Below are 13,090 nucleotides of genomic sequence, written 5' to 3' on the forward strand. Positions count from 1 at the left end.
AGTTATAAATGCAGCTTGTATACCTCTAACGCTTGGCTTAAATCAGCTATTAAGTCATCGATATCTTCAAGGCCAATATGCAATCTAATAACCGGTCCTAAATCCCACCCGGTGGTTGAACGCAGCCCTTTCATTGTTAAGTTAGCGGTAACTAAACTTTCAAAGCCACCCCACGAAAAACCCATTTTAAAATGCTGAAGGCTATCTAAAAATGCATCTATGGCTTTTTGATTCCCTGTTTTCATAACAATTGAAAACAAGCCATTACTACCATCAAAGTCACGCTTAAAAAACGCATGGCCTGGGCAGGTTTCAAAGGCTGGATGGCGAATATGGTCAACTAACTCATGCTGTTCAAGCCATTTAGCAACTTTTATGGCTGCTTTTTCATGCTGATTTAAACGCACACTCATCGTGCGTAAACCGCGCAGTGCCAAATATGCATCGTCAGCACTTGTACACTGACCTAGTAAATAAGAATGTTCACGAAGCGTTGGCCAATATTTTTTATTAGCCACTGCAACCCCCATCATTACATCTGAATGGCCAACAATGTACTTTGTTGCCGCTTGAATACTAATATCGACACCATGCTCTAACGGTCGGTAATGAAGGCCGTTTCCATACGTGTTATCCAGCATGGTCATTACGTTGTGTTCTTTGGCTACGTTTACCATGGCTGGTACGTCTTGAATTTCCATAGTTATGGAGCCAGGAGATTCTAAAAATAGCACCTTGGTGTTTGGCTTAAAATACTCTTTTATGCCTGCACCAATTGTTGGCGGGTAATAAGTAGTGGTAATTCCTAGCCCTGCTAAAATTTTATCGCAAAAATCGCGAGTAGGCTCATACGCGTTATCAACCATTAAAATATGGTCACCCGTTTTTAAAAACGACAATAACGCTTGGCTAATTGCAGCAGCCCCACATGGATAAAGTGCACACCCTTCACCGCCTTCTAAATCGGTAATGGCTTCTTGTAATGCAAAATGGGTGGTTGTGCCACGACGCCCATAAAAGAGGGTTTTATCGCCACGTTTTTTTGCCGCTTCTTTAAGTTCTGCAACCGAGTCAAATACCACCGTTGATGCGCGCTGCACTACGGGGTTTACTACACCATGGGTGTAAGCTTTTTTGCGTCCAGACGACACAAGCTGAGTATTTTTATTACTGTTACTCGACATGGTTATTCCTTATGGATTAGTACGCCAATGTTCAATTAAATAGCGAGAAATAGAATCAGTACGAGGAAGTTTTAAATGCTCGCCTTCGTCATGCCAGTTACCAAAATTTGCCAAATCTTCACGGCTAAACCACTTAGCATCGTCAAGCTCGTCTTTATCTACGTTAATTTGCTCAGACGTTGCCTTTGCAAAAAAGCCAAGCATAATAGATGAAGGAAATGGCCAAGGCTGAGACGCTACATAAGTGACGTCATTAACCTCAACTCCTGCCTCTTCTTTTACCTCACGGGCAACAGCTTGCTCTAAAGTTTCACCGGGGTCTACAAAGCCAGCTAATGAAGAATACATTCCCTTAGGCCAAACTGCTTGGCGTCCAAGCAAACAACGCTCAATTCCATCGGTAAACGTTTTAGTTACAACCATGATTACCGCAGGATCGGTACGAGGAAACGTGGGGTGTTTGCAGCGCTCGTTTTCACATAAACGAGAATGCCCCGCTTCAACTAAGTGGTTTTTACTGCCACAGCGCCCACAAAAACGATGAGTTGCATGCCAATAACAAAGCCCGCGGGCAAGTGCAGCAATCGAGCCCTCTTTTATATCAATAAGCGGCCCCTGCTTACGAATATCCATAAACTCTGCGCCACTTAATATCGGGGCAAGAATTGTGTCGTCAATATCAGATACATCGAGGGCAAACACCCCATTTTTTGTGGTGTTTAAGCCTAAAAATAGGGCATTGTTTAAATCTAGCTGTGCAATCTGCTCGTACGGTAAAAACATTATTTGAGGCGTATTTTTAACAAATAATGTCTCGTTGTTTTTTACCAAAAGCCACACGCTTTGCGACGACATATGTGCTTTAAGCCACGTTAGGTCTTTACGCACATTGGAGCATCTATCAAGCGGCATATCACTGTAGTTGAGCATGTAAATCCTTAATTACTCGTTATCGCTTAAAATTAACATAACCACCTAGTAAACCCAATTGATTACAACAATAAAAAAAGCCTATATTAGGTTTAAATGAACTATATAGGCTCTGTATTAAAAACTCTCATGTTGCAGGCACTTAGCCTCTGTTTTTTAAGCTTTAAAGTAATAAACTATCATCAATCAAATGAAACTGCTCTGCACTTTGCTTAAGTACTTCGGCGGTTAACTTATCTGCCCCGTATACATCACACGGCACATTATACTGATTTTTTAAATGCCCAAGTAACAGTGCAAAATCACCATCGCCAGAGAGTAAAATTACTTTATCGAGGTTCTTTCCTTGCTCTAGCATGTCAATGGTTATACCTACGTCCCAGTCGCCTTTGGCACTGCCATCTCGACGCTGAATAAACGGCTTTAGTTTTACTTCAAAACCAATCGCTCTCAAAATATTTTGAAACTGATTTTGCTTTTCATCTCCACGATAAATGGCGTAGGCATAAGCACAGTCGATTTCATATTGCTCCTGCATAACTCGCCAAAAAGCATTGTAATCAAAGTTTTTTCTATAGCTTTCTCTACACGTGTAATAAATATTTTGTACGTCAACAAATATGCCTACACGTGGCTTAATGTTTTGCTGCGGGTTTAATGAAGTCATGTAATGCCCTAGTCAGAATAATAGCCATAGCCAAATAATTTAAGACTTAGTGTACCTTGCTATTTGCTTTTAAGTAACCTAAATTAGTTACATAGCGATATGTAACCATTTTTGGTTACATTTTTAAAAGTAACTATTTTGGATTGTTATGATTGGTGTGATCAGCGGCGATATTATTAAATCGCAAACTATTCCTAAACAGCAGTACGATGCCATGCTTTATGAGCTAGAGCAAAGTTTACGCAGTGTATCGGGCGAGAGTACACTGTGGAATATTTATCGAGGCGATTCTTTTCAACTACAAATTAATAACCCTGAGTATTTGTTTAAGCATGCCATTTTGATTTATTTATATTTAAAGGCATCGGGGTACGAAGTCAGACAAAGTATGGCTATTGGGCAAATAGATAACCCGCGTAATGATATAAAAACAGCTACAGGTTCAGCATTTACCCTTTCAGGTCATGGCCTTGACCAAATGGCCAATCAACGGTTCTTATTGAGTACTCCCCCTCAAAACATCCATGAAAGCTTAAACCTTAATTTAGCCTTTGCTGATGTACTTCTTACTAAAATAACGCAAAAACAAGCCAATGCTTTGTACGCCTATTTAACCAGTACCGATAACAGCCATGCAGCTTTAGCAAAAGATCTTAAAACCAGCAGAGAAAACGTCACCAAGCTACTTAATTTAGCCCATTACCAACTTATCGAACGGTTTTTAAAACATGCAGGCAACATCCTAAAAAATATAACTGAAGGAGGTTGCTAATGGCTTTTTCGCTTTTAATTGTTGCGTTAATTATTGGCCATTTACTGGCTGATTTTTACTGGCAACCTATGAGCTGGGTTAACGACAGAAATACCCGCCACTTCAAGGCAATTAAACTGTATTTTCATGTGTTAGTTCATGGCATTACTAGCGCAATAATTATCAGCGTGTGGGAATACACTTATGGCTGGCAGCAAATTAGCAGTGTTGTTATTGCAACGGCCGTTATAATGCTTAGCCATTACGCTATTGATATAGCTAAATCTTACTCAAGCAAAGGTGTAGTGCCCTTTTTATTGGATCAGCTCGCCCATATAGCCGTAATAATCTATATAAGCGTGTGGTTGAGCGATAACACGCAATTTTTAGAAACCCTATATTCACTTGTCACTAACCCAAATGTGTTGTGGGTTGTGTGTGGTTATTTAATTATTTTAAGCCCAAGTGCTGTATTTATTAGAATGATGCTAGAGCGTTTAACGGGTAACTTTAGTAGTAATGGTAGCTTAGTACTTGCTGGGCAAAGTATTGGCATGTTAGAGCGCGTTTTAATGCTAAGCTTTATTCTGCTTGATCAATTTGCTGGTGTTGGCTTTTTATTAGCAGCTAAGTCGGTCTTTAGATTTGGCGACTTAAGTGCTAGTAAAGATAAAAAGCTTACTGAATACGTCATGCTTGGCACACTACTAAGCGTAAGTGTGACTTTGTTTGTTGGTTTAATGGTAAAGTATTTAATACACTAACAAAAAACGCGCTACCGTTAAAAGTAAGCGCGTTTTTTACTAGAGCTAACTAATTAAAGCTAGGTAATTAAGTATTGTTGCAAATTGGTATTAATCGTTATTATTTGGACGACGACGGCGCTGGCCGCTTCCACCTACCGACTGGCGCTTTGCCCAAGGGTTTTGTGTATTGTCATCTGTTTTAGCAGCAGGTTTTTTAGAACCGCCACGACGAGGACCCGTACCGTTGCCGCCATTATTTGGCTTTTTACTATTTGGCTTATTACTGTCCGATTTAGGTTTATTAAAAGGCTGTTTTTTCTTCGGCTTTTTAGCAGGTAATGGTCGTGCGTCTAATGCGCGTTCTGCTACTGGGTTTACTGGCTCAAATCCCTCTTCTTCTGCACGAGGAATAAGTTCACCAATAAAGCGTTCAATACCGTATAAATCGACTGCATCATCGACCGTTACAAACGAAATTGCATGGCCCGATGCACCAGCACGCCCTGTACGACCAATACGGTGTACATAATCTTCATATACATTAGGTAAGTCGTAGTTTACTACATGCGGAAGCTCTACAATATCAAGACCACGTGCCACAATATCAGTCGCTACTAGCACACGCACTTCGCCGCTTTTAAAACCATCTAGCGCTTTTACACGGGCACCCTGTGATTTATTACCATGAATCGCTGCGCCTACAATATCGTCGCGCTCAAGTTGCTTAACTAATCGGTTGGCACCGTGCTTAGTTCGGCTAAAAACTAACACTTGCTGCCAATCGTTACTACGGATTAAATGACTGAGTAAGGCTGTTTTTCGGCCTTTATCTACCGCATAAACACTTTGCGTTACACTTTTAGCTGTGGTGTTTTTTGCAGCAACTGAAATTTCAACCGGATCGTTTATTAATCCTTTAGCTAACGCTCGAATATCATCTGAAAACGTGGCCGAAAACATGAGGTTTTGACGCTTGGCTGGCATTTTAGCAATAAGGCGTTTAATGTCATGAATAAACCCCATATCGAGCATACGGTCGGCTTCATCTAAAACGAGCACTTCTACGCTATCAAACTTAACGGCATTTTGATTATGTAAATCAATTAAACGCCCAGGCGTTGCCACTAAAATATCAACACCTTTACGCAAGCGCTGCATTTGCGGGTTAATTTTAACGCCACCATACACAACAAACGAACTCACATTTGAATGCTTAGCGTACTCTTCAACGTTTTCACTTACCTGAAGTGCAAGCTCACGCGTAGGTGCTAAAATAAGCGCACGAACATGGTTACTTTTTGCCTTTGGGCCTGTTGATAAACGTTCGATGAGTGGCAGCGTAAAACCCGCTGTTTTACCTGTACCAGTTTGTGCCGCCGCCATTACATCGCGACGTTCAATAATTGCAGGAATTGCTTGAGCCTGAATTGGCGTTGGCGTTTCATAGCCCTTTTCTAAAACCGCATTAACTAAAGACTGTGATAAACCTAGACCTTCAAAACTCATATAAACTCTCTTTTAAATAAGGCCAAAACGGCCAGTTGCGCGCATTATACCTGTCGTGGGCTAGAATGCATGACATTATTTACTTTGCGCTCAATTGAAGCCCTATATTGCGAAGCCTAAAACACAAAAAACGGCTAAAAGCCGTTTTTTGTTAATACTTAAAAACCTAAAAGTAGGCTTAATTAAGCTTAGGTATTACTTAACGCCTAGCTCGCGTAAACGTTCTTGCAAGTAGCTATCTGCGGTGTAACGCTCTGAAAGCACAACGTCTGGGCGCGGGTGTAAAAACAACGGTAATGAAATACGCGACTTAGTAGACGCTTTCCCCGTTGGATTAATAACACGGTGAATAGTAGACGGGAAGTAACCGCCAGATGCTTCTTGCAGCATATCGCCAATGTTAATAATTAAGCTACCAAAATCACATGGTACATCTAACCAACCGCCGTCTGTCTTTTGAACTTGTAAGCCTGGCTCGTTTGATGCTGGTAATACGGTTAATAAGTTAATATCGCCATGAGCAGCAGCACGAATAGCACCAGGCTCTTCATCACCCGTCATAGGTGGATAATGTAAAATACGTAGCAATGTTTGATCCGAGTCTGCAATCATATCTTTAAGATCAATCGAAAACTTAGCACGCACATCAGCAGGCGCCTCAGCTTGAACCCAGCTTAAAAGTGTTGCAGCAAACTCATTTGCTAAGCGGTAGTACTCACGTACGTCGGCTTCAAGCTCAGCAGGTACACGCCCATTTGGGTAAACATGAAAGTATTCTTTAATGTCTTTAATGGTAAAGCCTTTAGCTACTTCAGACACTGAAGGCGGAAAGTAACCGTCTTGTGTTTCTTTAGAGTATAAAAAGTCGTGCTTTTGCTCTGAGTTAAAAAAGTCTTGCCAGTTTTTGTAAATAGACTCAACTAAAGACTGTGGAATTGGGTGATTTTTTAAAACACCAAATCCAGTATTTCTTAACGATTCAACAAATTGTGCAGCCGCATCGGGAGCTTTATAATCAACAGTAGGTAATTGCATTGTACGTTCCAGTGAATAGGTTGTTTGAAGTGAAGTACTTCAAATACTTTTAAGTATATAAAGTAGCAAGGACTTCATTATAGCGCCATGCGAGGATAGACAAACAGCCCCAAAAACATAAGGACATATGTCCGTAAAGTGCCACCATCAAAGCGTGCGTTGATCAAGATCAATAAATAAAAGCCATTGAATTTGCATTCATTAGTACTTATATCTGGTCTAGTATTACAACGTATTTTATTGGTTCAAAAAGGCGCCCCATGCGACAAAAAGTATCTTTTAAAAGTAATAACTTAGAACTTGCCGGACAACTTGAGCTCCCCGATGGCAACATAAAATTTTATGCCCTATTTGCCCATTGCTTTACCTGCGGTAAAGACATTGCCGCAGCAACGCGCATTAGCCGTGCTTTAACTCAACAAGGAATTGCTGTACTGCGTTTTGATTTTACAGGCCTTGGTAACAGCGATGGTGACTTTGCTAACAGTAACTTTTCATCAAATATTCAAGACTTAGTATCTGCTGCTGATCATTTAAGAGAGCACTTTAAAGCCCCGCAATTGCTCATTGGTCATAGTTTAGGGGGAGCTGCCGTGCTTGCTGCTGCACAATATATTCCTGAAGTTACAGCTATCACAACAATTGGCGCACCGTCAGATGCGCAACATGTAGCACATAATTTTGAAGCCCATTTAGATGAAATAAACGCAGATGGCGAAGCAAAAGTGAGTTTAGCTGGGCGCGAATTTACCATTAAAAAGCAATTTATCGACGATATAGCTAAATACGATAAAAGCCACATAAGTAAACTTAAACGCGCTTTATTAGTAATTCACTCACCGGTTGATACAACCGTAAACATTACTGAAGCTGAAAAAATTTACGCATCCGCTAAGCACCCAAAAAGCTTTATAAGTCTAGATAACGCCGATCATTTGCTTACTAATAAAAGCGATGCCGACTACGCTGCAACAATCATTGCACATTGGGCAAACCGCTACGTAAATTTCGCATAAGAAGAACTTGCCATTACGCGCTGCTAAAACGGCGCGTTAACCTACTAATTCATAAACTTAGCAATTTCTTTACTCATTCTCTTAACCAGCCAGTTGGGGCCACCATCATACATATCGTTATGGCGAGATTTTTCAATACGAATTTGAGTAACCGGAAATTCGTCCAACTCTTTATCGCTTAAAAGCACATCAGCATCAGCTGGGTAATCACTGGCTCTGAGTGTTAGTACACGAATATTTTTATTACGAGGCAATAACATACGACGATGATCAAGCGTAATTACAACGCTTACTTCATCAGGGTACATTGCGGCATACAAGGCTGAAATATCTCCACCATTAGAATGACCAAATAAAGTGACCTTTGAGAAATCATACTCTGCGTATTTGGCTGCTAATTCATTGAATAAAAACTTAAGAGTTACCACACCGCGATGCCAGTTCTCCATGCGGGTAGTCATGTAAGGGGGATGTACATTTAACGTAGGGTCGGTTTTCAATTCGTGGGCCACTGCAATTACTAGATACCCTTGTTTATTAAACTCATCACTGGCAAAAGTATAGCGATTATGGCTCATACCATACCCTGCATTTATAAAGACAACGGGGCATTTATTTTGTTTACTGCATTTAACGTTATTTGTTGGTAACGAAATGCTAACTGGGATCTCGCGATCACGGCTAATGTCTGTAATAAACGCTTCGCTTGCATAGGAACTTACACTTATAAAAAGAAGTGTGAGATAAAAAAGTGTTTGATGCATATTACTTAACATATTGTTTATTATAATTAATACCAGTAAGTTTAGGCGTTTTATAATCTTAATAACAGCCTTTAAAGTAATAATAGTCTGTATGGTTATGCCAAATTTATTACATTTAAACTGAAGATTAATAAATGTTGAAAAAGACTAACAGCCGCATCCGCAAAATTGTGCGATAATAAACGCAATTGTTCCAATATACTCAGTGAAAGATCCGACACATGAAATCATACAGCACCATTGAACAGCGCATTGAAATTCTAGAAGAAAAATTAGCCTTAATTAATGATGAAATTAGCACATTAAAAACCCCCGCTAAAAACAACAATGAACGCATTATATTTAAGTTTATTGAAACCGGCAGTACAGGTAAAACAAAGGACTTTGTTCGTGAATTAGGAATTAAATCACCGCGTGATGGACTGTTTTCATCGGGTGATGTTACTGCTTTAATTAAAAATGGCGCTGACGATATTTCACCGGCGTTACTAGCGATTGCTAGGCAACTAGCCAGTGCACGCAATAAAAATGGCCCAAGCCGATAATTAAGCAACGCATTTAACGTTTAGAAGCTTAGGTATCGCCTTTGCTTCTTTTGTTTTAGCTAACCTTTATACTTAACCCTTTCCTCTTCACAATTATCAATGGCTATAGTCGCCTCTCTCTGGTAAATCTTTTCTTAGCGCAAGTACCGCAATATAAATAAGCCCGAATAGTGGAAACAATCCTAAGCACCCGCCTACAAAGGCTAAAACACCGGGGCTGGTGCTTTTTCGCTTACCTATTTTGTAGCTAATTACAGCAAAAACAGGGATACACAGTACAATAAGAAAAGCTAAAAACTCGCCAAAAAAAGTGACATTAATTGACATGGAAATTCCTTTTTATAGTGGTTAAATTACAATCTGCGCTAAATTTAACCACAAAAAAACCCTTAAGCAAACAACTTAAGGGTTTTTAAATTCAACGCTTTAAACTCAGCGCAAATTACTCTTCGCTAGGGGCTGCTTTTTCTACCACACTGATTGCCAGTTCAGTTAACGAATCACTATTCGCTTTGCTAGGTGCGTTTGTTAATAAACAAGACGCTTGTGTAGTTTTAGGGAAAGCAATAACGTCACGAATGTTATCTGTTCCGCATAAAAGCATAACTAAACGGTCTAAACCAAATGCTAAACCTGCGTGAGGCGGTGTACCGTATTTAAGGGCATCAAGTAAAAAGCCAAACTTGTCTTGCTGCTCTTGTGCCTCAATACCTAAAATTCTAAATGCGGCTTCTTGCATATCTGCATTATGAATACGTACCGAACCACCACCTACTTCGTAGCCGTTTAATACCATATCGTAGGCATCTGAAATAGCCGCTGCTGGGTTTGCTTCAAGCTCACTTGCACTAATATCTTTTGGTGCTGTGAACGGATGGTGTACTGCGTGAAGCGTACCTTCATCGTCTTCTTCAAACATAGGGAAATCAACAACCCAAAGTGGTGCCCAACTGTTAAGGTTAGTGATTTCTAAGTCTACACCAATTTTAAGGCGAAGCGCCCCCATTGCTTCATTTACTGTGTTGCGCTTATCTGCACCAAATAAAATAATATCGCCAGTTTGTGCGTTAGTACGCGCAAGTAATTGGGTAATTACGTCTTCGTTTAAAAATTTAGCAATTGGCGATTGCACACCTTCAACGCCCGCATCACGGTCGTTCACTTTCATCCACGCTAAACCTTTAGCGCCATAAATACCAATAAATTTAGTGTAATCGTCAAGTTGCTTACGCGAAAGCTTAGCGCCACCTGGTACTGTTAATACAGCTACGCGGCCTTTTTCGTCGTTAGCTGGGCCTGAAAAAACGTTAAACTCTACATCTTTTACTAAATCAGCTACATCAACAAGCTTCATTGGATTACGTAAGTCTGGCTTATCAGAACCGTATAAGCTCATTGCCTCACTGTAAGGCATAATTGGGAAGTCACCTAAATCAACATTTAGTAGTGACTGCCACATTTCACGGATCATTTTTTCAGTCATACCACGTACTTGATCCGAGCTCATAAACGAGGTTTCTAAATCTATTTGCGTAAATTCAGGCTGGCGATCGGCACGTAAATCTTCATCACGGAAACATTTAACAATTTGGTAGTAACGGTCAAAACCCGACATCATCAACAATTGCTTAAACAACTGTGGCGATTGCGGTAAAGCGTAAAAACTACCTTTATGAACACGGCTTGGTACTAAATAATCACGCGCGCCTTCTGGCGTTGCTTTTGTAAGCACCGGTGTTTCAATGTCTAAAAAGCCGTTTTCATCTAAAAAGCGGCGAACAAAGCTGCTAGCTTTAGCGCGTAATTTAATACGGTCACTCATCTCTAAGCGACGAAGGTCTAAATAGCGGTACTTTAAACGACGCTCTTCAGAGTTTGTTTGGTTAAAGTCAAGCGGTAAAGGCTCTGAACGGTTAATAATTGTAAGCTCGGTGCCTAAAATTTCTACTTCGCCAGTTGCCATGTCTTTATTTACTTGGCTTTCTGGGCGAGCACGTACAACCCCTTTTAACTGAACACAAAATTCTTGACGAAGCTTGTTCGCTGTATCCATTAGTCCTTCAACTTCTGGATCGAATACAACTTGTACTAAACCTTCTCTATCGCGTAAATCGACAAAGATAAGTCCACCAAGGTCACGTCGTTTGTTGATCCAGCCACATAGTTCAACTTCTTGATCTACGTGAGTTTTATTTAGCTGTCCGCAGTATATAGAGCGCATAGTTTTCCTGTCAGATAAAAGGCTTCAACGGTAAAAATTATTTGTTTTTATAGGCGCATAATTTAAAAAAGAGCCACCACACTTCAAATAAAGCCGTAAGCAATCTAAGAATATTCAAATTAAGCCCTGCATTATACCCAAGTAGGTTGAAGATGCTAGGCGTGTTTGGTGTGTTGGTGTTAATTTAAAGCAGGCACTGTTGGTATTTGCTACACTGGCGCCACGATGTAATTTATTAGCTATTTTTTATGTTATATATTGGATGCCCTCAGTGGTCTAGCACTGCATGGAAGGGCAATTTATTTTCAAGCCAATGTAAAAACGCCGACATGCTAAGCCAGTACGCGCAGCATTTTAATTCGGTAGAAGGTAACACCAGTTTTTACGCCGACCCATCACCCAGTACTGCTTTGCGCTGGGCACAAAGCGTACCTGACGATTTTAAATTTACCTTTAAATTTCATCGTCGTTTTAGCCACGAACTACAGCTGACCAATGTGCAAAAAGAGCTTACCGATTGGCTAACCCTATTTGCTCCTTTACTTGAAAAAACAGGGCAAATAATGCTGCAATTACCCAAAGCATTTGGCCCAAACGATTTACCCAAATTGGCACACTTTATTAGCTTACTGCCTAAAGAGCTTACCTATGGTGTAGAAGTACGCCATACTGAGTTTTTTAAAAAAGGTGAAGCCGAAATAGCGCTTAATCAGTTATTAATGGCAAACAATATAAATCGTATTTCTATGGATACGCGAGCGCTTTTTGCAGTAAAGCCAACCACTGAAGCGTTAATAGATGCGCAGCAAAAAAAGCCTCACTTGCCGGTGCATGCAATTGCCACGGGGTCACAGCCTATGGCACGGTTTGTGATTGCTGATTTAAAAAACGACTACCAAACCTTTTACAAGCCGTGGCTTAGTAAAGTAAAACAATGGCTTGATGAGGGTAAATCCCCTTATGTGTTTTTTCATACTGCTGATAATCGTGAGTCGCCATTACTTGCACGCCAATTTTGTAAAGATCTTGGGTATAACCATAGTGTACTCAATCCGTTTAGCGGCGAGAAAGAAGCGCAGCAACATGCCCTTTTTTAAAAATAAAACAAGAATATAGAGACATAAAAATGAGTGAATACGCCCGTTACTTTACAGGCTACCCTGCAAATATTGTTGAACAAGTATTAAGCCTTATTAGTAACAATAAGGTATGTGACTACTTACTTAAAAAATACCCGAAAGCGCACACCATAACCACCGATAAATTACTTTATAGCTACGCTACTGATTTAAAAAAACAGTATTTAAAAAACGCCCCACCGTTTGGGCGTGCGGCGTTTAAAAAACAAGGTGATATGGTCACCAACGCATTGGGTACGCACACCTATCGTATGCAAGGCAAAACCCGTAAACACGATTTAGCCATAAACAGCGATTTACTACGTGCCCCCGAGCCATTATTAAAAGCGTTGGTTGTGCACGAACTAGCCCATTTTAAAGAAAAAGATCACAATAAAGGCTTTTATAAACTGTGCTGCCACATGGAGCCGCAATACCACCAGCTAGAGTTAGATTTAAGGATATTTTGTGTGGTGGTCGCGATGGGAGAGAACCCGTATTGATCAGCGGTCAGCGGTCAGCGGTCAGCGGTCAGCGGTCAGCGGTCAGCGGTCAGCGGTCAGCGGTCAGCGGTCAGCGGTCAGCGGTCAGCGGTCAGCGGTCAGCG

13 protein-coding genes and 1 pseudogene are annotated in these 13,090 nt (G+C 40.6%); 6 read left to right on the top strand and 8 right to left on the bottom strand.

Features of this window, described 5'->3' with window-relative positions; genetic code table 11:
* Positions 1–2: 2 nt before the first annotated feature.
* From ATS76_RS15505 to ATS76_RS15515, 3 genes are all read right to left on the bottom strand, one after another.
* Positions 3–1,184, bottom strand: a complete 1,182-nt coding sequence (locus ATS76_RS15505; RefSeq protein WP_058552801.1) for a cystathionine beta-lyase — start codon at positions 1,182–1,184, stop codon at positions 3–5.
* 9 nt (positions 1,185–1,193) lie between these two features.
* Positions 1,194–2,114: an NAD(+) diphosphatase gene (gene nudC, locus ATS76_RS15510; RefSeq protein WP_058552802.1), complete on the bottom strand. Its 921-nt coding sequence runs from the start codon at positions 2,112–2,114 to the stop codon at positions 1,194–1,196.
* A 163-nt stretch (positions 2,115–2,277) separates the two neighbouring features.
* Positions 2,278–2,781, bottom strand: coding sequence for a LabA-like NYN domain-containing protein (locus ATS76_RS15515; protein WP_058552803.1), 504 nt, complete (start codon positions 2,779–2,781; stop codon positions 2,278–2,280).
* A 148-nt stretch (positions 2,782–2,929) separates the two neighbouring features.
* On the opposite strand from ATS76_RS15515, the gene ATS76_RS15520 reads away from it, so the two are divergent.
* Together ATS76_RS15520 and ATS76_RS15525 are read left to right on the top strand one after the other, a co-directional pair.
* Positions 2,930–3,553, top strand: a complete 624-nt coding sequence (locus ATS76_RS15520) for a hypothetical protein (protein WP_058552804.1) — start codon at positions 2,930–2,932, stop codon at positions 3,551–3,553.
* Positions 3,553–4,296, top strand: coding sequence for a DUF3307 domain-containing protein (locus tag ATS76_RS15525; RefSeq protein ID WP_058552805.1), 744 nt, complete (start codon positions 3,553–3,555; stop codon positions 4,294–4,296). Before ATS76_RS15520 ends, ATS76_RS15525 begins: the two co-directional genes overlap by 1 nt.
* A 90-nt stretch (positions 4,297–4,386) precedes the next feature.
* On the opposite strand, the gene ATS76_RS15530 is transcribed toward ATS76_RS15525, so the two are convergent.
* Together ATS76_RS15530 and ATS76_RS15535 are read right to left on the bottom strand one after the other, a co-directional pair.
* A complete protein-coding gene (locus tag ATS76_RS15530) occupies positions 4,387–5,784 on the bottom strand; it encodes a DEAD/DEAH box helicase (protein WP_058552806.1) in 1,398 nt (465 codons plus the stop codon).
* Positions 5,785–5,979: 195 nt separating this feature from the next.
* Positions 5,980–6,819, bottom strand: a complete 840-nt coding sequence (locus ATS76_RS15535; protein ID WP_058552807.1) for an isopenicillin N synthase family dioxygenase — start codon at positions 6,817–6,819, stop codon at positions 5,980–5,982.
* 260 nt (positions 6,820–7,079) lie between these two features.
* Here ATS76_RS15535 and ATS76_RS15540 point away from each other — a divergent pair.
* A pseudogene (locus ATS76_RS15540) lies at positions 7,080–7,829 on the top strand (alpha/beta hydrolase family protein); the annotation flags it as partial.
* A gap of 50 nt (positions 7,830–7,879) precedes the next feature.
* Here the strand turns inward: ATS76_RS15540 and ATS76_RS15545 are convergent.
* Entirely contained in the window at positions 7,880–8,599 is a 720-nt protein-coding gene (locus ATS76_RS15545; protein ID WP_152995656.1) for a serine aminopeptidase domain-containing protein, read from the bottom strand.
* A gap of 221 nt (positions 8,600–8,820) precedes the next feature.
* On the opposite strand from ATS76_RS15545, the gene ATS76_RS15550 reads away from it, so the two are divergent.
* On the top strand, positions 8,821–9,144 hold the full coding sequence (locus tag ATS76_RS15550; RefSeq protein ID WP_006794033.1) for a hypothetical protein: 324 nt from the start codon (positions 8,821–8,823) through the stop codon (positions 9,142–9,144).
* A 96-nt stretch (positions 9,145–9,240) separates the two neighbouring features.
* On the opposite strand, the gene ATS76_RS15555 is transcribed toward ATS76_RS15550, so the two are convergent.
* Entirely contained in the window at positions 9,241–9,471 is a 231-nt protein-coding gene (locus ATS76_RS15555) for a hypothetical protein (RefSeq protein ID WP_058552809.1), read from the bottom strand.
* A 115-nt stretch (positions 9,472–9,586) separates the two neighbouring features.
* The gene (gene aspS / locus ATS76_RS15560) at positions 9,587–11,365 is read right to left on the bottom strand and encodes an aspartate--tRNA ligase (protein ID WP_058552810.1); all 1,779 of its coding nucleotides are present in this window, start codon (positions 11,363–11,365) and stop codon (positions 9,587–9,589) included.
* A gap of 248 nt (positions 11,366–11,613) precedes the next feature.
* Here aspS and ATS76_RS15565 point away from each other — a divergent pair, with 248 nt between their 5' ends.
* The gene (locus tag ATS76_RS15565; protein WP_058552811.1) at positions 11,614–12,462 is read left to right on the top strand and encodes a DUF72 domain-containing protein; all 849 of its coding nucleotides are present in this window, start codon (positions 11,614–11,616) and stop codon (positions 12,460–12,462) included.
* Between the two features lie 29 nt (positions 12,463–12,491).
* Entirely contained in the window at positions 12,492–12,986 is a 495-nt protein-coding gene (locus tag ATS76_RS15570) for a M48 metallopeptidase family protein (RefSeq protein ID WP_058552812.1), read from the top strand.
* Positions 12,987–13,090: the final 104 nt, after the last annotated feature.

The organism is Pseudoalteromonas sp. 10-33 (assembly GCF_001469195.1).
Taxonomy (GTDB): domain Bacteria; phylum Pseudomonadota; class Gammaproteobacteria; order Enterobacterales; family Alteromonadaceae; genus Pseudoalteromonas.